Raw genomic sequence first — 25197 nt, forward strand, 5'->3', positions numbered from 1 at the left:
AATTAGTAAATATTTAAGTTGTAACGGAATTTCATAGAGACAAACCGACCGGGCTTCTGGAGTTTCGAGTTGTCGTATGCAATCTGATTAGCCAGGTTACGGCCTTCCAGCGTGAAGTTGTATAAACCATGACGAATCGAGTAGGTGATGCCTGCATTTTGGATCAACTGCGTTGGAATGTAATAGTTGGTTGTTCGATCACCCAGTTTGGACCAAGTGGTAGAGTATTCATTTACATATTGCATAAACCAATTGAATTCCAAACGCGTACCCTCACCAAACAGGTCGTTCTTACCGATGATAAAGTCTGTGTTACCATATAGCCACGGCTTATCCGGCAAGCGGTTGTCGTAAGTAACTTTGATGCGGTTGGTGCCGCGTACGTATTTTTCGCGATCCACGGCACTTTCGTAACTACCGTTTACCGTAAATTTCAGCAAGTCCCCGTATGAATAGGTTACTTCCATCTCCGCGCCCTCTACTTTGATGCCACCGAAGTTGTAGTATTGACTAAAATTCTCTGAAGAACCAGAAACTACACCCGGTGGTGTGCGGTGTATATAATTCTCCGCATTGCGGTAGAAGATCGCTGCGGTCATGTACAGGCGGTGTTTTTCCCGCAGTACCCCATTGTAAAAGACACCTAAATTATAATTGTCACTACTTTCGGGCACCAGACCTACGTTAGGATATATATCTACACCATTACCAAATAGCTCTACCATCGTGGGTAGGCGATAGGCATGCTCGTACGAAGCTTTAATGCCTAAACCATTGGACAGAAAATAGCTTGATGCCGCTCCATAGCCGAGATAATTCTTGGACTGCCGTGTATCGCCGCCATCCGCATTTTCCACACGTCCACCAAAGTTGTAGTATTTCGTGAAAATCTGATTCCGCCATTTTTTGTCGAAGAAATCATGCATATAATTCAAACCTAGGATTTGTCTGCTCACGCTGTTATTTTGGCGGAAGCTATGATTATACGGATCGATCTCATTATAGCTTTTACGGTAGTTATTGGTGAAAGAGTGCGTGAGGTTAATGTTTTGAACCGAATTTATTTTATAATTGAATGTGCTTTGTAACAAGCTATTGTATCCGTTGAAGTGCTGTATTGATTTAGATAGGTTGATCTCACCTGCTTCTGGGAAATAGGTGTCTGGCCGACCATCCCAACGGTATACTCTGTACGAGCTTGTATCGGTCACGATGGATTTGTCATTGGCAAAATTGGCGAAGATTGTAGCCGACAAGCCACTTGTAAATAAATTCTCTTTGCGGTAGCGTAAACTAGGAACAATACTTTGACTGGTTTCCTGCACATGGCCATATACCTTTTGTTGCGTAGCGCCAGTCTGCACTTCATTGTATACAGTATTATACGTCATCCCCAAGACAAATACATCCGCCCAACGTTTGCCGGATAATCCAGCTTCTACCTGCGTCATGTTAGAGCGGTAAGCATCGTGAAAACGCTTTGCCGAAGCAATGGTGTCAAACGTGTTCGGGTTATCGCGGTTCACCACATCCAGAAATACACGCGCCTTGGGGTTGGTATACATGCGGTAGTCGTTGTCCGAATAGTTGAAGAAGGAGTTGACATTGACATGCAATCCTTTCTTCGGATCGGTAAAACTACCGCTCAATGCCGCCCGATGTGTATTGAAAGAGCCATAGCTATAACTAACGTCAATGGCTTTTCGGCGATCCCGTTTAGTGATTATGTTGACAGCTCCGCCCAGCGCGTCTGAGGTAAGGTGCGCTGGAATGACGCCTTTGTACACTTCGATACGCTCCACGATATTGACCGGGATATTATTGAAAGACATACCACTACCATAGGCTTCGATTGGTACCCCATCGATGAAGAATTTGATATGATTGCCAGACATGCCGTTGATAGAGAACGAATAGTTGGAACCTAGGCCGCCCTGTTCCCGAATCTTGACACCGGTACTACGATTCAAGATCTGGTTAATGTCGGTATTGCTATTGGCGTATTGTTTGGTCTCAATTACATTGACATTAAAACCTGATTGCATGATCTCCTGTGCTTTGCTTTTGCCCTGCACCTGTACCTGCTCAATGTTCTCATCCGATTCTTCCAGTGTAAAGTTTAGTTTTGAGATCTCATTTGCAACAATGCGGATAGTTTTCTGCTGCGTTTTATAGCCCATCAAATACGTTTCGATGGTATAATCACCAGGGGCAAAGTTTTTTAAGGTATATTTTCCCAAAGCATCGCTATGCGTTTGCTTTGATTTATCGTTCAGTACACGGATGGTTACTCCTTCTAGTCCCTGGTTATTATTTGTTTTTATAAAACCATTTATCACATTTCCTTGTCCGTATGTCGCACCCACTGCGACGAGCAAGAGAAGACAAAGTCTCCATTTTAGACCAAACATATTTTTATTTAGATTAATGACACATAAGAATGTAGCTTATGTACCGCTTAACCGAAGGTCAGTTGCCGAGAAAAATGAGAAATTATTGCAATTTGTCCAGTCGAAGCAGGTAATCGATTGGAAATTGGGGAGTTAGGTGTTGGGAAAATGAGCCCGTTTTTAAATTATATCTCCACACACTGTGGCGATCCTTTTCGTCGTCAATAGCAATGTAGATATCGTCACCTACTTTTACTACGTTTTCTTTACGCGTGCCCTTATCTAATGGCAGGGCCAATTGTTCCATTTTGCCAGAAACGAGATCTACGAGATAATACTCAAATTGGTAGACCAAATGATGGTTGGAGAAATCCGTGTATTTGTCGGACTGCTCGCCCCGAATGATAGCTTTGTTATCGCCCAGATACCAAAATCCATACGCATGATTACCCGTTTGTTGGGAGATATTGACCATATAGGTGGTATCTACTTGGTCATCGCCTTTTTTCTTGCGAAATATGGCTGATGGGAGTTGAATGGCATTCCCGGCGGCTATCCCTGGTCCGCTGCTAAAATAAAAGTCACCATTTTCGGCTGTGCCGCTATATGTTTGGATGGTATTGATCCCACCGGGATAGGTGGATCGGGCGTCTTTTTGTTCGGATAGTACACGCAGCGAGGAAAAATCCAACGTGCGATAATACATCGTGTCTAGGGTAGTATATTCGGTATGGCTAAGCATTTTGCTGTAAGCATAAGCGATCCACAATTTATTGTTTTCATAATGGATCAAGCCAATGCTTAAGATAGAAAAGTCATTCACAGCAGGTGGTATTGGCACGTTCTGCTCGCGAATCAGCGAAAAATTCTTGGTATCGATCTCGTAAAAGCGGCAAGTTTCAGTGTCGCCATGTACGACATTGGCGATTAATAAGGTGTCAGAATTGTTTTTCCAATGGTATTGCTCGATATTATCGTTTACCAATTTGATGGAATCTTTGGCTTGTAATCCGGCAGAGGAAATCTGGTATTGGATGAGATAATCATTTTGCGGGTTGATGGAATAAACGAAACCATTTCGCTGGATGAATTCTCGGTTAAAGCCTTTATGCGGCGGCTTCACGGATCCCACCTGCTGCCAACTGCTATCTATTAATAAAAAATTATTGTCACCATTCTTACTGACAAAAAGCGAATAGGCGGGTTCAAATTGAAGAGCAGCATCTACCTGCTTATCTTCATGCGTACAGGATAACCCTAACCCGAGTGCAAAAATTGCAAGGAAGGTAAATAAGATAGGAGAGAGCCCTGTAGGTAAACGCATAGATTAGGTCAGGTGAAACTGCTTTCGGATATGTTTACGTAAAATAGGCGGCAGGTATTCTAACTCTTTTTTGGAGTAAACCACCAATTCACTGGTATCCGGATCGGTGGAGATAAAATATACTTCGCCCTGGCGAAAATCGAGCGAAGTCTTATTCTGCTCATCATAAAGGATGATGTCTCGTTTTGGACTGAATAACACGTCGCCTGATACGGCCATATTACCCGACTGAAAGTTGATGCTGGCGGAGCTATTTTTGCTGAGGGTGAATTCAAAAGAATCTTCCTCCCAGAGCACCACCGAATTGTCTGAATTATTGGCATTAAAGAATTGTCGTTCCTTGTTGGAAGACTGGAAACCCCACCAACCAATTCCCAATAAAATAATGGTAGAAGCCGCTACGGATAGCCAGGTAACCGTCGTCCTGCGAGATTTTAGGAATGCATCCTTAGAAACTTGATTATAGTGGAGGTCGGAATGTCTTTCAGTAGGAGTAGAGGCGTCCATGTGCGCGGCGATATTTTCCCATAAATCCTGTTTGATGGCATGCTCTTTTGTAGTACCCAAATCAAGTTCTCCTTCCAGCTCATCCAACACTAAGTCGGGACTATCCAACCATTTGCTTACGGCAGCCTCTTCCTGATCGGTACATTGACCAAGCTCATATCGCTCCAGTAATTCTTTGGTTATCTTCATCTCTTCTACACTACAAAGATAGTATATAATTATGAGCTGTAATTACATCTTATTCTACCGGATACAGCCCTATTTTCAAGGTAGAAAGCGCTTTGCTGATGTGGTATTCTACGGCGCGTTCGGAGATCAGCAACAAACGGGATATTTCCTTATTCGTCAAGCCTTCTTCACGACTCATCTTAAATACATTTTTACATTGTTTTGGTAAGGATTCGACCAAGCTATGTACTTTGTGATTGAGCTCCTTTACCAGCACCTGCTGATCCTCATAGTCGACTCTTGTGGTGCTTAGGATAATGTCGTGATGACGTTGCTTGGTCGTTTTGTTGCGGATGTATTCCATGGTTTTCAGTTTCACGGAGCGAAGCAAATAGCGCTCTACATCCTGAATGTTAAGATTTTCCCGTCGTTCCCAAAGAGATTTGAAAATCTCCTGAACAATCTCTTTCGCATCCTCTTCATCCGAAGTCATCTTTACTGCAAAAGCATATAAACGCTTCCAGTATCGTTCGAATAACTGTTCGAACGATGCGCGATTGACCTGTAATAATTGATGCTGTTCTTCCAAAGCATCGCAAATATACATTTATTTAGATTTATTATAAATAGTATTTTCATATTGTTTATCTTTCTACAGCTGGTTGATTTTTACGGCGCGACTCCGTCGTGCTTCGGGTTTCTCTACAGATAGCACACCTTCCCGACAGAGTTGACTGATGTTTTGATAGATAGCTGCATAGCTGTAGCATTTCTTTCCTGGATTGAGCTGCAAAAAAATCTCGTCTGCGCATAAGGCTTCTCTCTGTTGCTGCAACACATTTATAATTGCCTGCTGTGTCTTTGTGTATCTCATACGGCTAATCTTAGTGCCAATTTTTTATTCTCCAAAGCGGTAGCTTAAGGACAGCATTAACTTCCTGTTGTCCGGGAATGCAGAGTGCGCTATGATTAAGTCGCCATAAGTGCTGGTGTACTGCGGATTGGCATTCCGGATGAGGCCGGTCACGGCAAGTTTTAGCATAGCCCGATCGTTCATTAGTTTTTTCTCCGCGGCCACATCCACGCCATAGCGTTGATCGGTGCGCATGGCGCCCGTCGTAACACCCGAGTTGTAGTACGCTGCAATTTCGGCGCGCAATCCCCATTTTATCTGCAAGGTGTGTCGGCTATTGGCCGACCAACTTGAACCTTCAGAATTCAATATTACGTCGTCAATCTCCCCACGGTAATTATTATGAAAAGCATTCAGGTAATGACTAGCAGTCCACCACGAGAAGAAGCTGTTGTTGTACATCACACTGGCACTGTAATTTTTGAAGTTACCGATGTTGGCAGGTCGCGTTAGGTTTTCACCCGGATTGCTACCTACGCGGGAGATCCAATTAATAACGTCGTAGCCGTAGCTCATGCTCATCGTGGTAAACAGCACATTTTTAAAGCCATGCCCCACTTCACCAATATAACTGCGCTCTGGTTTTAGCTCGGGATTACCTTCGGAGTAGGTGAATGCATCCTGATAGATCCGAAACGCGTTGATGTCGTGATCCCCCGGACGCTCGATCCGGCTGCTAAAGGAACTTCTGATCGTGTGGTTGTTGTTGATGTTGTACAACAAGAAGCCGTTGGGAAACAGGTCAAAATAACGTTGTTGACTGATATTGCTGAGTGTAACCTGATTGGCTTTGATGAAGGTATATTCGCCACGAAGGCCGGCTTGGTATTCAAATCGGTTGAATTGGCCAGAATACATTGCATACACCGCTTGTATGTGCTGCGTATACTGAAATTGGTTGGAGGTACCGGCATCTCTACGCCAACTTGTACCACTCAGCGTATCATTCTGCACATCATTATTGATGAAGAAATAGGTGGCTTTCCAACCTAACTCGAGCTTCGCACGGTCATTAAACGGCTTGCTGTAATCCAGTCGGCCTGCGTAGGTAGTGTTGCTGAGATCCTGAACGTTGGCCCGCGCTGAAGTGCGCACATTGTTGTTGGCTAGATCCATAATATCTGTGCGGAAGCTATTGTTATAGGCGTTGCCATGCGGTGCATAATCGAAGTTGATTTTCAGGAAATGATCTTCTCCTTCGTATTTATTTACGTAGTTAACATTAAATGTTAGATTGTTAAAGGTTTCATCAAACTGATTGTTGGTGGCCGCTGTTTGTGTGGTGGCACCTGCTGCGGAACTGGTGACCATGTCAATTAGCGACGAGCTGATGAAACGGCCACGCATCCAATGAAAGCTGGCATCTAATACACCTCCATCGTTAAATTCATAGCTGGCACCAGTGCGCAGACTGTGAAACTTGCCTGGGTTGAGCTCCTGTATTTCTTTCTGCTGTTGTATCGAACTAAGCAAGCCGTTGTCAAAAAATTGCCTTTCGATCCGCGTACTATCTTCCGACTGTTCGCGCCCGACAGATCCGTTGGCATACATGTTCAAACCATTTACCTTGTAGTGAATGCCGCCGCCAACCGTAGCCTGAGATTTTCTGCTTTGCGATCCGCGCACAAACACGTCACCACCAAAGCCGCTCCTTTTATTTCTCTTAGTCACGATATTGATGATACCAGCCGTGCCAGCGGCATCTTCTCGAGCAGATGGATTGCTCATCAGCTCTAGCTTTGCAACATCCGCTGCTTGCATGCCGCGAAGCATGCTGGCGAGCTGCGCGCCGGTGAGGTAAGTTTCGCGTCCGTCAATACGCACATTGGCACCCGCCCGTCCCTGAATGGAAAAATTTCCTTTACCATCCGATACAATGCCCGGAGTTTTCTCCAGCAATTCTAAGGCATTATTTCCTTCACTCAAAACCGAACCTTCGACATCGACTACCAGCTTATCCACGTACTGTCGAATACCGGGTTGGCGTCCGCTCACTACTACTGCTGCAATTTCGGTCAAATCCGCGCGCAAATAAATAGCATCCAACAGTCGCTGCTCGCCCATAGTGAGCGTAAAAGCCTCCGAATGATATTCGGCGAAGCCCAATGCGTGTACTTGGATGACAAATGAACCTGCATTGGTCGGATGCAACCGATAAAATCCGTCGGCATCGGTTTTATGCTGAAAAACAACGGTGCTGTCCGGCAAGCGCAAGAGGGTAATGGAAGCTTCCGGCAAGGGTTTCTGATCTGCGGAGAGCAATCGTCCTTTTACGGTGGTTTGCCCGTATAGGTTGGCGCCGAAAGATAGAAAAAGGAAAAAGAGTAAACGTGTTTGTAGATTCATGTTAAGTCGGGATATTATCCCCAGTCTCCATGGTGGAGATAGGGGATAATGTCTATAGGGTAGTGGTTTAGAAGATGTTCTTAAAAGTAGATGTAGGTGTGATTATCCTCTTTTGTAGTGGATTTTCATAACGGTATTGCCATTTTCTACTGGTTCGCCATTTCGTCCGGCTTCTTTGTTAGTCACGTAGATTGTGCCTGTTTTTTGATCTAGGCTGATGGTGTTAGGTAGGCCTTCGGTCGGGATGCGTTCGAGTACTTTGTACGTATTCGCGTCGATCACGGCTACTTCTTGTTTTATGCGGTTAGCGCTATAGATTAGCTGATTGGCATGGTCATAAACAAGGCCAATAGGAGAGCTGTCGTAGCCTAAATATACTTTGTCGATAATCTCGCCTGAGTTGCCATTTATCACCGTGATGTTATTGTCGTTAGATTGGCTTACGAAAATCCGGTTGTTTTTTAAGTCCAGGGCTAGGTTCATGGGGCAATAAGACCAGGTTTGGAAGCTATTTTCCATCTCGCCTGTCGTGGCGTTGAAAACCAAGATGCTACCCTTCATATTCTGTCCGTCGGTGCCATACACTCTGTTGCGTTCGCTGTCGACACTGAGGCCAAGTAAATACGCATTAGCATAATCCAATGACTTTTCGTACGTGTTGGTGTTACCATCTACTTGCCAGATAGAAGGATTTCCGTGGTCTGATACATAGATTTTGTTGGTTTTCTCATCAACCGCGAGTTCCCGAATTTTGGATTTTGCCTTTCCACTAGGGATAAGCGTGTGCTTTTTGGTTTTAATATCTACCGCACTGATCGCATTTTGCAGGGAATGTCCGACATAGAGCGTTTGGGTTTTATTGTTAAGGGTAATGCCGAAGGGCAGGTTGTTACCTACCGAAATGGAGTCGGTGATCTGCAGATCGGTACCGTTGAGCACATAAATAAAGTTTTCTACCTCGCGGTTGAATCCCTTTTTTGGACCTGCTACATATACTTTATCGTTGGTGGGGTTGTAAACCAGCTGATAGACTTCGTTGGGCAACTTTTGCGTGTGTGCAATTTCGTAGTTCATGTTGGGCATATCGTTGTCTTGGCCGAATGCCAAAAGGCCTTGCAAAGCAAAAGCACATAGGAAAAGTGTTGTTCTCTTATTCATCATGGAGTTATTTGTGATGGTAGCGGCAATTTTTACCGCTTTCTTATAAAGAGAGTTGCCCCAATGGGAAGTTACCGAAGTCTTATTTAGAAAAAGTCTTAAATATTCTTTTTACATAAAATTTTTTCATGGAATAGTGAGTGCTTCATTATTAGGGCTATCATAGATGGTGTTCAACTTAGAGTTGATCTCGCTTTACAGCTGAGTATGCGAGCGCATAGCCTATCACCACTTAGGTTCGGCTTCATGTACTGAGAAATATTTTGAAAACTATTTTATGACAAGAAATAAGCACGGAGAAGTAAAATCCTAAATTTCTATCCTACATTTGTGATTATCAATTAGTACTAACTTAATCGCTATGAAAATCGTAAAATTCATCTTGAGCTTATTATTCGGTTTGCTGTTTATCAACGCGGGACTGAATAAATTCTTAAACTACATGCCCGTGCCGGAGCCGACTCCTCAGGAATTGGAAATATTCCAGGCAATCGAAAAACTACAATGGATCATGCCATTAATTGGATTGGTGGAAATAATAGGTGGCATACTGTTTATCATTCCCAGAACCCGGGCCATTGGAGCCATCGTGATACTTCCCGTGATGGTTGGCATTGTGCTCCACAACTACACATTCATGCCAAGCGGCTTAGCCATGGCTATTCCACTGCTATTGATCAACCTATGGATGATTATTGATCACCGCGCTAAGTTTATGCAGCTTCTTCAAGGAAATTAGGAAAACATGACCGACAAGCTATCTCGTATAGACTATACGAGATAGTTTCGTTTCTTTGGATAAAGCAAGTGGCTAATCGAGGAATTTTAGCCATTTGTTTTGGAGATCGCTGTTTATTGGATTTTGTCATTTTTGAAAAGATACTTTCCAATAGGGCGAGTTTCATAATTTAATGTCAGTATTTGATGAAAGCTCAAGGAAAAGGAGAGGAGGTCGTCATCATCTTGCAGGAAGTTTGTCTTTAGCATAAAAGATAGGTATCTATGAAAGTCCGGTATCAAAAAATTTTGTTATGCGCAGTGTCCAATCGTTATGTTATTGAGCTTTTTTTGAGGGATTACTGATTAATTATGACACGGTCATTTATAAGGTTACTAGCCACGTCTTTTGATAGTAATCGTGACTTTTATGTACGAAATTATTGACCAATACAATTTGACAGTTGCTAACTGTCATAGTTGTTTTAATCTTAAGTTTTGGTGTTATTAAAATCTACTTTGACTGAAATCGACATAGGAAAATCGACCCCCATAATAATAGCTTCTCCTGAGCATAGGGAAGGCAAACGCGCCCACTAAATAGCGGAGCGCGTTTGCTATTATTTACCGTCTGCTAGGAAATAGATTCTCATCCCTTCTTCGCGAGTTCCCCTTTTTTCCTTTCCCTTTCTTGTGATACCGTGGTCCATGATGCTTTTTGGATTTGCCTTTGTGAGCCCTTTTTACATGTCCGTGTCTAGGACCATTTCCATGTCTGGATCCATGTGTATAGCACGATGAAAAGCTAAATAGCATCGCAAAAGCCACTATGATGATGGTTATTATTCTGTTTCTCATATGGTGCATTTTGGCAAATATTAGACCAATGTTGCTTAGGTAAGTCGTATGCAGATTTTTTACAAGTATTTTTACGGTCTATCAATTAAAAAATTATGAATAAACGTATTAAAGTAACTATACTCCTTCAACATTATCATTCCGCTCCTCAGAATCACTAGGCTTATTCACAGATTTGTACAATCCAGCTAAGCCATCAATAATTGTTTGTTGCTGCACAATCTGTTTCTGTTGGTTTTCGATAATCTTATCTACCTTCAAGTACCAAAGGACGACACTTCGTAGTATCAAAAAAATGGCGATAGAAAGAGCAAGTAAAATTAGGAGTGGGATAATTCCTCCCACATCTGTGGCTTGTAATATTATAATATTCATAATGATTTTCAGTTAATTACATCACGAATATAGATTGTTAGCAATAAATAAAAATGCGGTTTCCCGTAAAGGAGATAATAGTAGCTCCAAACTAACTTAATTCTTATGAAGTAAATAAGCTTGATTATGACTATTCGATCTCCGCTGTAAAGATTTTGAAGGAACGAAGTGATTGATCACTTCGTTACCTGTCTAATAATAAGTGGTAGCCATAGATATATTTTAAGTCTAATTACAATGCACGTTTCCTCCGTTAAGGGTTGTTGTCGAAAAAGCTAAAGCAATAGCAACCCTAATAGGATAGGCCTTTATCATATCATTTCTCATTTTGATGATAACGTAATATATTCCTATTTTTAATAAAATTATTATCAATATTTGATGCACCGGTAAATCACTATGCACCACTATTACCAAGAGGATAAATAACAGGTGAAAAAATATAGTTGCATAACTAACTATTTGTTTGTTACTTTGCATTATAAATTTGATTAATCAGGATATGGAAAATGTATTATCATTTGAAGAGCAGTATAACTTACTGAATGGACGCCTATTCGGATATGTTTCTCGCTTATTAAATCAGAATTTTAAACATGCCGGAATCAATCTCACGAAGGAGCAATGGACGGTATTAGCCGTGTTATGGGAGAAAAATGGCGTCTCACAACAGGTCATAGCTAATGAAACCGGGAGAGATAAGCCAAGTACGACCCGTCTATTGGATAACTTACAGAAGTTGGGCTATATAGCTCGTATTTCTCATCAGAGCGACAAAAGAATGAATATCATTACATTGACTGATTTTGCGGAACAGGAGAAAGATAAAATCATGACCGTGGTAGACAAGACGTTCAATATTTTGACAACAGGTCTTACTAAACAGCAAATAGAAGGCGTTCGGATCGTTTTTAAAGCAATTTACAGCAATATAGAAAATCAAGAGAAATGAAAAAACATGTGCTTGCAGGCCTGCTGATCTGTAGTTTGAGTTTTCCGAGCGTATATGCACAAATTAGGATTTCGTCCACACTTGAATCGGCTATTGAATCGGCTATAAATCATAGTAGCAACATCAAAAATCATTCTTTAGAACATAGAAAGGCGGAGGATGAACAGAAAGCTGTCATGAATAAATATTTGCCAACTCTTTCTGCTAATGCAACTTACGTCTATTTAAATAATGATTTGAAATTAGACGTGCCAACAGCTACGCTGCCGATTAGCGGTGCGAATATTTTTGAAGGGACTTCTACCATCAATACAAGCGCTAATGTGTTTGCCGCCGGTTTAACTGCCAAACAGGTTCTTTTTAGCGGTGGACAGATTGCTAACGGTGCGAAAGCATTAGCGGCAAAAAATGAAGGGAATCTACTGATAGACGAAATCCAAAAGGATGAACTTGTAAAAGATGTTATTGGGAGTTTTGATCAGATTAGGCTTTTAGCGCAGGCGGAAGTGCTCCTTCAGGAAAGTGAAGTGCGCCTGCAGAAAGAAAAGGAACGCGTGGAAAAGGCTGTTCAGAATGGATTAGCCATACCTTACGATAGGGATAAAATTAAATTGGCGAGCCTTAATCTGGATGCTAAAAAATCGGAGATTCAAGGCAAAAAACAACTGTTATATATCAAATTAAATAATCTTACCGGATTTGAAAGGATTGAAATTGATAGCGTTACGTATGAATTAGATCCTATTAAGGTGTCTACAGAATTAGATATACTGGAGCGTAATGAACTTAAAGCGATGAAGGCATTTTCACAGGCCTTAGATTATAACTTAAAGAAAGAAAAAGGCAGTTTGCTTCCAACGGTAGGTGCTTTTGCAAGCTATAGCTATGCTAGTCTGTTTAATGTGAACTCCTCTTTCGCTTTACCGATTATAGGAAGCCAAGCGCATTTGTCTCTAAACCAGGCAACGCTTTCTCCAAACTGGATGCTTGGCGGCGTTTTGAAATGGGAGATTTTTGGAGGTTTTGAACGTAAGCACAGAATAGAAGCTGTAAAAATTGATCAACAGATTTTAGCGAACAAGCAGGAAGATAGTCAGCGGATGATGAATTTGCAGTTACAAAACAACTTAGTCAATTACCGGGTGCTATTGAATCAATTGAGTATTGCTGAACAACAAGAGAAGATTGCAAGGGACAACCTAACCACAGCCGAGAAACAATACAAGTTGGGTCTAATCAACGTGACGGAACGGATCAGTGCCGAAACGGATGTGTATGAGATGGCATTAAATAAAATTCAAATCCTGATCAATCAAAGACAAGCGGCATTGAATGCCTACGGCGCATCTAAACCCTTGTACCATTTTATTCAAGTACAATAACGATAGAAATATAGATTATGAAAAAATATTTGGTGGTGATCATAGCCGGTGTCCTCCTAACAGCCTGTAGCAATAATGAAGGCACAAAAGACTTTATTCAAGGTAAAACGGAAAAGGAACAAATAGCGGTCGTTGGAAAAATTGCCGGTCGGATTCAAACAATCAATTGTAGTCAAGGTGATTTTGTGCGCCGCGGAGATACGCTCGCTATCTTAGATATACCAGAGGTAGAGGCAAAAAGAATGCAAGCCCTTGGAGCAGTCACCTCAGCGAACGCACAATATCAAATGAGTAAACACGGAGCCACAGCCAATCAGTTAAAGCAATTAAATGCCAAAAAAGGTGCCTTAGAACAGCAATATGAGTTTGCGCAAAAATCGCTTAACAGGATGGAGGAAATGGTGAAAGATTCACTCATTGCACAGCAGCAATACGACGAGGTATTTGCAAAATATCAGGGTGCTCAGGCGCAATTAATAGCTGTGAATGCAGAAATTGCAGATGTGCAAAATGGTGTGCGCATCGAACAACAAGAAATGGCGCTTGGCCAGCAAGACCGAGCAGAAGGGGCATTACAGGAGGTAGCTGTGGCAGAAAAAGAGCGCTACATAATTGCTCCGCAGGATATGACGATAGAATCCATCACCCTAAAAGTAGGAGAATTGGCTTTACCAGGCTATACCCTGTTTAACGGTACTTTAGATAACACGATTTATTTCCGTTTTACACTTCCAGAATCACAGTTAAATCACTACAGTAAAGGAATGGACATGGAGGTAATCGTCCCATATAAAGATAATCTAAAGGTGGCAGGTGTGGTGAAAAACATCAAACCGATCGGTGCTTATGCCAATATCGCGACGGCCTACCCGGACTATGACTTACAAGATCCGTTGTATGAAATGACTATTTATCCGAAGGATGCTAATGCCGCAAAGGATATCCTAAATAAAACAACCGTCACTATAAAAAATAAGTTGTGAGTACGTTTTTAAAATTACTGAAAAGAGAGTTCAAATTATTCTGGGGCAATAGTGTACTGCGGATTTTGTTTATAGGCGCTCCATTAATGTATGGCATACTGTTGGGCTATGTGTATGGCAAGGGAAAAGTAACCGATCTCCCTATTATCGTGGTGGATGAGGATAATAGTAGTCTGAGCCAAAAAGCGATCGAAATGATGGGAGACAACGAAGTCATTAATATCATAGCCATTAAGCCAGATCAAACGAATCTTAGAACGCTAAGTATAAAGGAAGAAGCAGCTTGTATTGTCATTTTCCCGAAAGATTTTGAAAAGGATGTGTTAACCAAGAGGTATCCAGAAGTGATTACGATCGTCAATACATCTAATGTGTTAACGGCCAACTATGCCTCTTCCGCATTGCAGGTTGTTCTCGGAACCTTAAAAGTCGGCAGTCAGTTAGAGGGTCTACGTAAACAAGGCGTGCCTGAAAATGTTCGAATGAGTCAATACGAACCTTTCCGAACCACTTTCATCAAGAAAAACAACCGCGCAACCAATTACATGTACTTTCTTTGGCCGGGCATATTGGCTACTGTGCTGCAGCAGGTATTGCTATTAGGCTTGGCATTATCTTTCGCATCCGAATTCGAGAATGGTACTTTTAAAGACTTAGTATCCAGAACCAAAAACACGTTTCTATTAATCATGGTAAAAGTGATTCCCTATTTAATCATGAGTTTTGGTATTTGGCTTATTTACTGGTTATTTACTTTTTGGTTCAGGGTTCCTTTCACAGAGAACTTAGGTATGCTTACCTTGGTTGCAGGTGTATTCGTTTTATCGGTTTGTTTTATAGGAATTCTCTGTAGTATTTTGCTGCCGAACCAATTAAAGGCTACCGAAGTATTAATGGTTATTGCTACTCCAAGTTTCATTCTATCTGGATTTACTTGGCCGCTCAGTCAAATGCCCATCTTGATTCAGTACATTGCCAGTATCATTCCATTAACACATTTTTTACCAGTGTTTCGAATTTTGATTATAGAGGATGGTCCTGCATATTTAACATACCCGTACATCATAAACATGGGAATCATTGCATTAATAGCTTTTATTTTAGCATTTATCGCATTGCAATTGAAGATAAATAAGATTAAACGGTTAAAGATTACTGAGGTGGAAAACCAGCAAACTACCTAAAAGCATTATGTGCTGATAAAGGCATAATTTATGCAATGGTTTAAAAAGTAATTAAAGAGTAGTTTGCCTGAGAAATACATCATAGCTTTCATTCCCTATTTACCTATCATAATGTTTGACGGTATCTATAGCATGATGCAAAGAGAAATATTTCTTATTTTCATCTCACTCTAGGAACAGATTATACATATTGGATAATGGGTGAGGAGAGATTGGGCTCATTCGGTAAACATGAATCACAAATGCAATTACATAAAATGAACTATTCGCGCCAATATTTTTTGTTCAGGCTGTGTGGTATATGTACTGTTATTTTTGTGCTCTTTAGCTGTTCTTCGACTATACAGACCGCAAAGGTTAGTACGCTAACGGCCAATTATTGCACGCCAAATGTACAATATGAGCCTGAGCTGCCGATTATCGACATTTCGGATCAGGATAGCATTGCGATTAGACGAGTGTTTTCTGAGCATGATTTTACACTAAGCAAGAACATCGGCCTTCTTTCTCACGTCAACCGTTATCTTATCGCAGAAGATGTCGTACAAAGGCTTGTAGCGAAGCAATATATAACAGATAAATACCTTGTATTTAGTACCGAATTGGATGCCATTGCTGCAGAACTGGACTGTAATGGGGAGCGTATTGAGCAATTGGCCAATTACTTGGAGAAGCGTAACGATCGCACCGTGTCAAGGTTAACCGTAGCCTCTATTATCCTAGGATCAGCAACCGCAATTGCCAGTACCGCATTCGAAAGTAATGCGGTCAATAATGTAATCAACATCTCTGGTGGTGTAGGAGCGGCTGTTTTGGGTTTCTGGACATTGAAACCGCACCAAAAGAAGGTGCAAATGAATATTGAACGCAATATGCTACACAATATATGGTACGAAAGGAATACAGATAGGGTATATCCGCCATCACTTTGGCGCATCCTTAACGAGAAGCAGTTTAGCAATACTGACAACAACTCCTTGATGCAATCCATACGTGCTCGTTGGATTAAATACGGCTTAGATGAAGAAGACAATATTGAAAATCTGGAAATGCTGTACTTCAACAATGGAGGTACATATAATGCAGAGCAATTAAGAAATTTAGCGAATATGCATAACGAGCTTCAGGCTAGTGTTCGCGGTATTCAGCAAGATTTGCGAAGTCTAATCAATTCCATCACGAAACTAGGTTTTCCAAATGTCGAGTATAACGAGCTGTAGGCATTATTAATCATTGTTTCTTTTGACTATATAAACGTTTAAATCCTCCAGTTTTTGGAGGATTTAAACGTTTATACTAAGGAATAATACGTTCTTGACGTAATTTCTTAAATAATCTGTAGAAGGAATCTTCTGTAGACTGATAAGCATCGAATCCTTTCAATCGACTATTTTTCATGTCTGTCATTACTTCGATTGGTCGGCCTAGATCCAGATCCGTATGCCAAGGGGAGGCGAGCTGATCAAGATTATCGTTTACCAAATCATGCTTTTCGGCAATCTCTTTCCATGTAGCTTGCATATCCTTCATTTCATCTTCCAGAGAGCGGATTTTATCCTGATAACCTTCGTATTCCACATCAAACCAATTGGCAATACGCGGCCAAAGCCAATTCCATCGGAATACATCGCCATTGACGATGTTATATGCGCCATTTTTTGCCTCTGATGTAGTACTCGCCCAGATAAGCTGTTTGGCTAAAATATTAGCATCTGTTACGTCAGAAAGTCCATTCCATTGCGCATCGGAACCTGGCCAAGTGAATTTTCTGCCTTGAGCTTTACAAATGCTGGCATATACTGCTAATGTGGTTCCGAGATTCATTAGGTTGCCTACCGCTTTTCCAATGACCGTATGTGGTCGGTGTACACTCCATGTGAAGCCGTCTCGAGCTGCAGCTTCATATACTGCATCTTCCTGCGCGTAGTAGAAGTTAGGATAATCCAATCGCTTCTGCTCTTCTCGAAGCGGCGTTGCAGGCAATGTACCTTCTTTGGCATAGGCCTCGAATGGTCCTAAATAATGTTTTAATCCTGTAACCAAAGCTACATGTTGTACACTATGATTTTCAGCGAGCACCTCCAAAAGGTTTTGTATCATTAACCCATTATCCCGTACATTCTCTGCCTCGGTTTCCCTACGCACCCAAGTATTAATAAATACATGTGTAGGGTAGATGTCCTTTAATGCTTTGCGCAGGCTGTCTTTGTCCAACAGATCTGCTGAAATAGGGGATACGCTCTTGGGTAAATTTTGAGGCCGACGAGCCAAGCCATATGTATTCCAACCCTGTGTAACAAGTTCTTCTGCTAAATTGCTGCCGGTAATGCCTGTAGCACCGACAACTAATGCGATATGTTTCATGTCCTTATTATTTGATAAGACAAAGTTAACCAGCTTCAGATCGGTAGGCATTGACTTCGGACAAGAAATTTCCTTGATCTAGATCAAGGAAGATACTGCGTTAGGGCTTATTTTTGATCCGGCTAATGGTTTCGGGTGCAAGCCCGAGGTAGGAGGCAATCAGGTGTTGAGGCACCCGTTGTACGATATCAGGCATGGTTTCTAGCATGCGTTGGTATTTGATTTCGGCAGTGTCGCTATTGGAACTGATCAGTCTTTTGTCTTTAGTCACCAAGCTATTTTGATACAAAATCCGAAAATACCGCTCCATAATCGGCACGTCACGCAGCAGGCGTTCGTAATTAGCGCGACTGATCTGCAAGAGTTCGGAAGCTTCGATGGCGTCGATCGTTAGTACCGCCGGTTCCTGATGAATAAAGCTGTTAAAATCCGAAATCCACCAGCCTTCGCAAGCAAACAAAGAGATGCGCTCATTACCTTTTTCATCGATCTTAAAGGATTTTAACAATCCTGTGCTGACAAAAGTCAGGTACTTGCACACCTCGCCTTCCTGTAAAGCATATTGTCTTCGTTTCATTTTTTTTGACACGAAATACGAACCGATCTGTGATCTGTCCGGCTCGCTTAACGTTACTTTCTCAGCGATATGATGTAGCAGAATTTGTTCCATAGGAAAATACACAACATTAAATTGCGTTAATCAAATGTAGTGTTTAATAATCTGGATGGCTAGCTATAAAGAAATACAAAATTAGGAGGTTACTTACCAGGACTTTTGTGCTACACTTAAAAATAATATCCCAAGTTGATATTAAACCTACTATGCCGCTTTGCATCCGGGTTGCCTCGGCTAAAATCATCGACAAAATTTCCGCCAAACCAAGAGTGATTATATCCGGTCGCGTAGTCTATATAAGTGGTTATAGGACCTATAGTAGTACGCAGTCCAGTGACATTCATATAAGAGTTTTCGAACGATTTCAGCTGTTTTTGCATGTAACCGAAATCGTTATATACGGCAAACTGCTTAAATAATCTCCAATTCACATCAATATTTTTGGCCACACCAATGGTATACAGGTTAAAGTCTGTGGCTACCTCATAGGCTGCGCCGTATGCGGCCATTTCCACAATTTGATTGGATTCTCCTGCGGCATTTATGGGGTTGTGAACTGCATGTATAAAGCTGGCTTTTAGATTCCAACTTCGGTAATCTGCTTCATAGGCTAAAGCACCGGCATAGTGATTGCCAACTTGCTTCGTGTCCAGATTATATAATCCACCATATTGCGCGGAGATGCCAATGCGCTGTTTTACTGTACCGAGCGTTTTATAGACGAGATTACCGTTTAGCTGATTGATCTTTTTATTACGGCCAACAATATCATACCCATAACGGCTGTGGGAAAGCTCTGTACCGCCTCCTATATCTAATGTTTCTGGATTCTTAAAGAAGGCTATGTCATAATCCCAGTTTTTCTTTCGGCGTAAGTAGCGAATACCCATATCATAATTATCTTCCAGACCTACGTAATAGCCTATGTTGAAAAACCAATTGTTGCCGGTGTATGGTTGAAGCGCAAAAGGTATAGAAGCCAATCCTACCTGTATCTGTTCTCCTTCTCGAAATTGGTAGCCCATCCAGGCATGCTTCAGAAAACCACCTCCGAAGGAGGATGCATACAAACGATACTCGGCATCTAATAAGACATTTTTATAGGCAGCAATTACATTCAGGCGGACTACATCGTAGGCTATATTTCCTCCCTGAGCACGTAGTTGTTCGTCCCAAGATGAATATAAATAATTGAAACGAACTGCACCTCCCAGATGTACCTGCAAGGAATCTTGGGCCGTCGAAGTCTCGTAAATCATAAATAATACAAATAGCAGTGCTATATGCTTTGCAAGTAATTGACAATGGTTTAGCATTGATAAATGTAATAAAAAATTAATTATAATCTCAAAAAGAATTTATTTTAACTAAAAAAATTTTTACAGATGTTCTGGTGTTTCCGCTTTTCCAGAGTATCTATTTGCGAAATAGTCAAATCGACGCGTATAAATACGTAAAAATCTACCTATGTAAACAAGATATTGATTACTCTGTTTTTTTTCTGAACAATAAAATAAAGTTATGAACAGAAAAAAATATGTCTTAGGAATGTTAGCGGCTGGTGTATTGGCACTTAGTGCTTGTAATAATCATCCTCGTGAAGAAGCAGAACAGCCACGTATGCCGGAAGATCGGACCATGGATCCACATGATGGTGCTTCGGCAACCACGGATACAGCACACCGTGATACCATGCCAACTTCAGACACTCTCAATACAAGAAATCCTGCTCAGCCTAATTTTTAATAGGCTAACGTAGTAGTAGATGAGCTATGATCTTCCGATTACTCAAATAATCTGAGCTGATCGGAAGATATAGATCGTCTAAAATGTGTTTTGGAAAATGTATGTGATTCTTGATTAAGACCACATTTTCTGGCATGTAACTTAAAATTGTCCCTAATGATTTGAGCAATATTTCCAGATCCGCGCATCCGATCTCCAAAAGTGCTATTGTTGAGCTGTCCAGCATGACAAGACGCAATCTGATGCAAAATCTTTTCTGCACGATCAGGATAAGTCTTTTCCAGCCAGTCTTTAAATAGTACTCCAATTTCACCATTTAGTCGTACGATAGTATATCCTGCCCATTTTGCACCGTGATCACTCGCTGCTTGAAGCACCGCCGGAACCTCATGGTCTGTAAGTCCAGGTATAATAGGCGCACACATAATACCGGTAGGAATTCCGCGCAAACTCAACGCTTCTACGGTACGTAGACGTTCTTTTGCAGTAGCGGTTCTGGGCTCCAGCTTTTGCCGCGTAGCTTCTGTCAATGAGTTGATGGATAGATATACTACACAAAGCTGTTTCTTCGCCATTTCTTCCAATATATCAAGGTCGCGCTGTACCAGACTATTTTTGGTAATGATGCCAATGGGCTGTCCGTAGTCTAAAGCAATCTGAAGGATCTGTCGGGTCAGTTGGTATTTGCGTTCGAGCGGTTGGTAGCAATCTGTATTTCCGGAAAGCGAAATCGTAGCCGCGTCCCAGGATTTTTTATTGATGAACTCTTTGAATAATGCGGGTGCATTTTCTTTTACTAAAATTTTGCTCTCAAAATCCACACCAGCGCTATAACCCCAATATTGATGGGAATTTCTCGCATAACAATAAATGCATCCATGTTCACAACCCTGATAAGGATTAGCAGAATAGGCCATGCCTACATCTGGACTGTCTACCTTATTGACTAGCGTTTTGGGAAACACCTTCGTTTGAATGGTACGGATATGTTCCTCTTCCCATTCATCAATACCTTCTATGTGATGCTTGCCATATTCGTTGGCAAAAAATCGATTTTGTGGATTATATTGAGCTCCCCTGCCTTTGGTGTACTGTTTCATATCGTTAGCCTCTACGAAACAAATATACTAATAATATTAGTAATTTAAGATAGCAACTCTTTCAGGTATTGATGGGTTTTCAGCTGTGATCGATAAGCTTCTGATTCATCTGCTACGTACTCATTGCTCAAATTCTCGTCCAGATATCTAGCTTTTACATTGTCTTTGAGTTGGATACATAGCATATCTTTTAACTGCTTCTTAATGTCCGGATTGGTAATGCGTATGGCCGCTTCGACACGGTGATCCAGATTTCGTGTCATCCAATCGGCAGAAGAAATGAAGATGTGTTCATGCCCAGCATTGTAGAAATACATCACGCGTGCATGTTCCAGGAATTCATCAATAATGCTTATTGCACGGATAGGTTGTTTGAAACGTTTTTGATTTACGGCGCAATAGATTCCGCGTACGATCAAATCAATCTCGACGCCTACTTCTGCAGCTTCGTACAGCTTTTTGATAAGATCTCTGTCGCTCAATGAATTTATCTTAATGATCATATGTCCTTTACGTCCAGCCTGTACTTCTGCAATTTCCTTATCGATATACGTAACCAGTTTTTGTCTCATGGAGGTCGGGCAGACCAATAGGTGCTTACAAGCAGATAGCTGATTGTCCAGATCGATTTTAGGTTTAGATAGCGCGTTAAAAATCTTGTTGATATCCGCCATAATCCTACGATCACTGGTCATGAGGCAATAGTCACCATATAGCGCTGCAGTCTTCTCATTAATATTTCCAGTGCTTACAAAGCCATATTGAATGGTTTTTCCACCAGCCCGTTTTTTAATAATGCATAGTTTGGCATGTACCTTTTTGTTAGGAATACCGAGCAGCACCTCGATGCCTTCCATTTCAAATCGGTCTTTCCATTCCAAGTTATGCTCTTCGTCAAACCTAGCTCGAAGCTCTATCATTACTGTCACCTCTTTACCATTCCGAGAAGCATTAATCAGCGCGTTGGCAATTTTTGAGTTGGTTGCCATCCGGTAGATCGTAACACGAATAGATTTCACATCAGGGTCCATGGCTGCTTCACGAAGCAGATCAATCACGGGATCGAAGGTGTGGTAGGGGAAGGATAACAGTATATCTTTTTGAGTAATCACATCGGTTATGCGCTTACCCTCTACAAATGCAGGATGATCAAATGCTGTACGTTCTGCAGGCTTTGTATAGGCTTTAAACACATTTGGAAAGTCCATAAAGTGTTTGAAATTATGGATTTTCTGTCCGGGAATAATGCTGTCTTTCTTGCTCAGATTAAGCTTCTTAATCAAAAATTCCACCAGGTTTGCGTCCATGTTTTTGTCGAAGACAAAGCGAGTGGGTTTTCCCTTACGACGATTTTTGACTGCTTTGGTGATCTTTTCTACTAAGGTTGTATTCACGTCATTGTCAAGATCAAAATCGGCGTCTTTACTAATTTTGAAGGCATGCGCGTGAAATTCATCAAACCCAAAATAAGAGAAGATATGAGGTAGGTTTACTTTGATTACATCTTCGAGTAAGACCACAATTTTGTCGCTCTTACGATCGGAGGGAACAATTAAAAAACGACCAACCAGTCGGGTAGGCAATTCTATGATCGCAAATTTAGTCTCGTATTGCCACTGGGATTTCTTCATGGCAATGCCCATATAAAGGCTTTTGTCTCGGAGATAGGGCATCGGGCGTACATCGTCTAACAACAGTGGGATGATATTACTTTCCACTTTCTCGCTGTAGTAATTTTTTACATACGCGACCTGCTCGACGGTCAATTCATCTGCTGCGCGAATGAAGACGTTCTGTTTAGCCATTTCCTTGCGGACATTTTTCCAGATCTGGTCAAACTTTTTCTGTTGTCTGATGACAATGTTGTGCACCTCCTCGAGTATCACCGATGGGTCATCGAAGAAAGAAGCCATCGCCGTTTTATCTTTAATCTCTGATGCTCGCTTCAATCCGGCTACGCGTACCCGAAAAAACTCATCTAAATTGTTGGAAAATATTCCTAAAAATTTGATCCGCATAGGAAGCGGTACGCTGGGATCTGCCGCTTCTTGCAAAACGCGATCATTAAAACTTAACCAACTGATATCTCTCGGATTGTACTTCTTAGACATGTAATGTGATCTATTGCCCCAAAATTAGCCCTTGCATATGTAAGTAATATTAAGATGATGTTAATTCAACCCTCTACTAGATTCAATCAATTCCCGTGCGATCGTTTGCGCCAAAGACGCAGGCGAGGCCGATTTTTTTGTAGATTTCTTCCGAAGGAAAGGGTGTCTCGATACCTTACCGTCTGAACAGGATACATTTTTCTTACGCCACATAATTATCAGGTTTATAACCAATATCTGCCGAATTGGTTTTTCTAAAATTGTCTCAATACGTAGTTAAATATAACATATAATCCATAAATCTTTGTCTGTTATGTAAAATTTATAGGAGATTATCTTTATATCCTTTACGTATTAAAACAATTGATAGGTAATAGTGTACAATAAACACTATATTTGAACATCATATGGTTACTAAGATAATTCATCTTCTGTCGTTACTTAGTTTTCTTAATATGCTCACGTTTGACAAAAGCCGGCATATGGAAATGCTGTACGGACAAGCAGAGCTTGTGACTGACACGTTGGTGGAGTTTATCTTAGAAGATATCATGGATATTGATGGCGATCCAGTTTGCGACCCCGCAGACCCAGAGATCGTGTACGAAGATTTTCGTGGTATCAGCCAGGCACTAAGTTGTATACTCCCTGTATTTTTATTTTTTGCGGGCTATTTATTTTCCGACGTCGACAACTTCCGTTGTCATGATCACCCTAACTACGTATCCAAAATGTGCTCCACACCCGGGTACTATACTTTTTTGTATAGGCTAAGGCCATTCTAAATTCTTTCCAGATTCTTGTTTTACTATTGCCTACGACGGACGTGGGCGATCCATGTACATTTTAGTTTTTACATTAATTATTTATGAGGAATAGAATTTTTGCTTGGGTACTCAGCATGTCAACTCTCTCCATGATGGCTGCCTGTTCGGCTTCAAGCAATGAGAACGATACAGAAAAGAAAACAACACGTAGATCCATCCCGGTAACGCACCTAATTGAGATGGATACCACCGTTTATAAACAGTATATTGCCGATATACAGGCGTTTAAGAACGTGGAGATGCGATCCCGATTGACGGGTTTCCTAGAAAGCATCCATGTAGATGAAGGTGCTCAAGTTCGAAAAGGTCAAGTGCTTTTTCGCTTGAATTCGGACGAATACAAAGCTGAATTAGCGAAAGCAACGGCACTGCGAAGTAGTGCTCAGGCAGATGCCAAAAAAATAGAACTAGAGATTGAGCGGACCAAGAAGCTGGTCGATAAAAACATCGTCAGTGAAACGGAATATGAGCTTCTTGCAGTACAATTGCGTGCTGCAAAAGCAAAAATAGCAGAGGCAGATGCGATGGTACAACAGGCTCAGACACAACTATCCTTTGCACAAATCCGTGCTCCATTTGATGGCCGCATCAACCGCATCTTACTAAAAGAGGGTTCCTTATTAAATGAGGGTAGCTTATTGACCACCATATCCGACCTTAGTCAAGTCAATGTTTACTTTGATATTTCCGAATCGGAATACCTTACGCTGGCCAAAGATTCTAATTTCAACCGAAATAGTTACCGTAAAGAGGTGCAGCTTCTGCTTGCTAACGGCGATCGCTACCCCAGTAAGGGCTTTGCCGAGATTGTAGAAAGTGAGTTTGAATCTCAAACAGGTTCTATCTCTCTCCGAGCGCGCTTTCCAAATGAGAAACTGTTGCTCAGCCATGGTGCTTCCGGTAAGATTGCCGTTCCTTTGGCTACTGGAAACCTGTTATTTGTACACCAGAAGTGCGTATTAGAAATTCAGGATAAAGTGTACGTGTACGTGCTACAAGACGATAACACCATCAAAATGACCCCATTCAAAGCCGGACAACGCGTTGGGCATTTTTACGTGGTTAACAGTGGGCTGAATGCCAACGACCAAGTCGTTTATGAAGGCGTACAAAGCTTGCGCGATGGCATGACCATCAATCCTAAAGTAGCAAAATTTAAAGAAAACGAAGACTAAG

Annotated in this window: 23 protein-coding genes; 9 read left to right on the forward strand and 14 right to left on the reverse strand. The window is 41.5% G+C overall.

Features of this window, described 5'->3' with window-relative positions; all coding sequences use genetic code 11:
* Window positions 1-2: 2 nt before the first annotated feature.
* The 7 genes from M8998_RS02690 to M8998_RS02720 form a co-directional block, all read right to left on the reverse strand.
* Entirely contained in the window at window positions 3-2411 is a 2409-nt protein-coding gene (locus M8998_RS02690; protein WP_249990451.1) for a TonB-dependent receptor, read from the reverse strand.
* 82 nt (window positions 2412-2493) lie between these two features.
* A complete protein-coding gene (locus M8998_RS02695; RefSeq protein WP_249990452.1) occupies window positions 2494-3714 on the reverse strand; it encodes a DUF4374 domain-containing protein in 1221 nt (406 codons plus the stop codon).
* Window positions 3715-3717: 3 nt separating this feature from the next.
* On the reverse strand, window positions 3718-4410 hold the full coding sequence (locus M8998_RS02700; protein ID WP_249990453.1) for a FecR family protein: 693 nt from the start codon (window positions 4408-4410) through the stop codon (window positions 3718-3720).
* A 49-nt stretch (window positions 4411-4459) separates the two neighbouring features.
* Window positions 4460-4996, reverse strand: a complete 537-nt coding sequence (locus tag M8998_RS02705; protein WP_249990454.1) for an RNA polymerase sigma-70 factor — start codon at window positions 4994-4996, stop codon at window positions 4460-4462.
* A 45-nt stretch (window positions 4997-5041) separates the two neighbouring features.
* Window positions 5042-5263, reverse strand: coding sequence for a transcriptional repressor (locus M8998_RS02710; protein WP_249990455.1), 222 nt, complete (start codon window positions 5261-5263; stop codon window positions 5042-5044).
* Between the two features lie 24 nt (window positions 5264-5287).
* The gene (locus M8998_RS02715; RefSeq protein WP_249990456.1) at window positions 5288-7648 is read right to left on the reverse strand and encodes an outer membrane beta-barrel protein; all 2361 of its coding nucleotides are present in this window, start codon (window positions 7646-7648) and stop codon (window positions 5288-5290) included.
* 102 nt (window positions 7649-7750) lie between these two features.
* The gene (locus M8998_RS02720; RefSeq protein ID WP_249990457.1) at window positions 7751-8809 is read right to left on the reverse strand and encodes a YncE family protein; all 1059 of its coding nucleotides are present in this window, start codon (window positions 8807-8809) and stop codon (window positions 7751-7753) included.
* A gap of 358 nt (window positions 8810-9167) precedes the next feature.
* Between M8998_RS02720 and M8998_RS02725 the strand changes: the two genes are divergently transcribed.
* Complete coding sequence (locus tag M8998_RS02725) at window positions 9168-9545, forward strand: MauE/DoxX family redox-associated membrane protein (RefSeq protein ID WP_249990458.1); 378 nt, start codon at window positions 9168-9170, stop codon at window positions 9543-9545.
* A 953-nt stretch (window positions 9546-10498) separates the two neighbouring features.
* Here the strand turns inward: M8998_RS02725 and M8998_RS02730 are convergent.
* Complete coding sequence (locus M8998_RS02730) at window positions 10499-10756, reverse strand: hypothetical protein (RefSeq protein WP_249990459.1); 258 nt, start codon at window positions 10754-10756, stop codon at window positions 10499-10501.
* Between the two features lie 502 nt (window positions 10757-11258).
* Between M8998_RS02730 and M8998_RS02735 the strand changes: the two genes are divergently transcribed.
* The 5 genes from M8998_RS02735 to M8998_RS02755 all read left to right on the forward strand — a co-directional run bounded on the left by M8998_RS02735 (window position 11259) and on the right by M8998_RS02755 (window position 16477).
* Entirely contained in the window at window positions 11259-11708 is a 450-nt protein-coding gene (locus tag M8998_RS02735) for a MarR family winged helix-turn-helix transcriptional regulator (RefSeq protein WP_249990460.1), read from the forward strand.
* Window positions 11705-13090 carry a TolC family protein gene (locus M8998_RS02740; protein WP_249990461.1) on the forward strand — a complete coding sequence of 462 codons (1386 nt, stop codon included), beginning with the start codon at window positions 11705-11707 and terminating at the stop codon, window positions 13088-13090. Before M8998_RS02735 ends, M8998_RS02740 begins: the two co-directional genes overlap by 4 nt.
* 17 nt (window positions 13091-13107) lie before the next feature.
* Window positions 13108-14073 carry an HlyD family secretion protein gene (locus M8998_RS02745; RefSeq protein WP_249990462.1) on the forward strand — a complete coding sequence of 322 codons (966 nt, stop codon included), beginning with the start codon at window positions 13108-13110 and terminating at the stop codon, window positions 14071-14073.
* Complete coding sequence (locus tag M8998_RS02750) at window positions 14070-15257, forward strand: ABC transporter permease (protein WP_249990463.1); 1188 nt, start codon at window positions 14070-14072, stop codon at window positions 15255-15257. The genes M8998_RS02745 and M8998_RS02750 overlap by 4 nt, the downstream gene beginning before the upstream one ends.
* Window positions 15258-15499: 242 nt before the next feature.
* Window positions 15500-16477 (forward strand): hypothetical protein, encoded by a 978-nt coding sequence (locus tag M8998_RS02755; RefSeq protein ID WP_249990464.1) that lies wholly within the window; start codon window positions 15500-15502, stop codon window positions 16475-16477.
* 76 nt (window positions 16478-16553) lie between these two features.
* On the opposite strand, the gene M8998_RS02760 is transcribed toward M8998_RS02755, so the two are convergent.
* From M8998_RS02760 to M8998_RS02770, 3 genes are all read right to left on the reverse strand, one after another.
* Window positions 16554-17621 carry an SDR family oxidoreductase gene (locus M8998_RS02760; RefSeq protein WP_249990465.1) on the reverse strand — a complete coding sequence of 356 codons (1068 nt, stop codon included), beginning with the start codon at window positions 17619-17621 and terminating at the stop codon, window positions 16554-16556.
* A 100-nt stretch (window positions 17622-17721) separates the two neighbouring features.
* On the reverse strand, window positions 17722-18198 hold the full coding sequence (locus tag M8998_RS02765) for a Crp/Fnr family transcriptional regulator (protein WP_249990466.1): 477 nt from the start codon (window positions 18196-18198) through the stop codon (window positions 17722-17724).
* A 209-nt stretch (window positions 18199-18407) separates the two neighbouring features.
* The gene (locus tag M8998_RS02770) at window positions 18408-19496 is read right to left on the reverse strand and encodes a hypothetical protein (RefSeq protein ID WP_249990467.1); all 1089 of its coding nucleotides are present in this window, start codon (window positions 19494-19496) and stop codon (window positions 18408-18410) included.
* A 262-nt stretch (window positions 19497-19758) separates the two neighbouring features.
* On the opposite strand from M8998_RS02770, the gene M8998_RS02775 reads away from it, so the two are divergent.
* The gene (locus M8998_RS02775; protein ID WP_249990468.1) at window positions 19759-19983 is read left to right on the forward strand and encodes a hypothetical protein; all 225 of its coding nucleotides are present in this window, start codon (window positions 19759-19761) and stop codon (window positions 19981-19983) included.
* Between the two features lie 38 nt (window positions 19984-20021).
* Here M8998_RS02775 and M8998_RS02780 read toward each other — a convergent pair whose 3' ends face one another.
* From M8998_RS02780 to M8998_RS02790, 3 genes are read right to left on the reverse strand one after another with little or no spacing between them, the layout of a single operon-like run.
* Complete coding sequence (locus M8998_RS02780; protein WP_249990469.1) at window positions 20022-21083, reverse strand: PA0069 family radical SAM protein; 1062 nt, start codon at window positions 21081-21083, stop codon at window positions 20022-20024.
* Between the two features lie 44 nt (window positions 21084-21127).
* Entirely contained in the window at window positions 21128-23194 is a 2067-nt protein-coding gene (gene ppk1, locus M8998_RS02785; RefSeq protein ID WP_249990470.1) for a polyphosphate kinase 1, read from the reverse strand.
* 60 nt (window positions 23195-23254) lie between these two features.
* Window positions 23255-23407: a hypothetical protein gene (locus tag M8998_RS02790; RefSeq protein ID WP_249990471.1), complete on the reverse strand. Its 153-nt coding sequence runs from the start codon at window positions 23405-23407 to the stop codon at window positions 23255-23257.
* 242 nt (window positions 23408-23649) lie between these two features.
* On the opposite strand from M8998_RS02790, the gene M8998_RS02795 reads away from it, so the two are divergent.
* Together M8998_RS02795 and M8998_RS02800 are read left to right on the forward strand one after the other, a co-directional pair.
* The gene (locus M8998_RS02795) at window positions 23650-23979 is read left to right on the forward strand and encodes a hypothetical protein (protein ID WP_249990472.1); all 330 of its coding nucleotides are present in this window, start codon (window positions 23650-23652) and stop codon (window positions 23977-23979) included.
* 83 nt (window positions 23980-24062) lie between these two features.
* On the forward strand, window positions 24063-25196 hold the full coding sequence (locus M8998_RS02800; RefSeq protein WP_249990473.1) for an efflux RND transporter periplasmic adaptor subunit: 1134 nt from the start codon (window positions 24063-24065) through the stop codon (window positions 25194-25196).
* Window position 25197 lies beyond the last annotated feature (1 nt).

The organism is Sphingobacterium sp. lm-10 (genome assembly GCF_023554555.1).
In the GTDB taxonomy this organism is placed as follows: domain Bacteria; phylum Bacteroidota; class Bacteroidia; order Sphingobacteriales; family Sphingobacteriaceae; genus Sphingobacterium.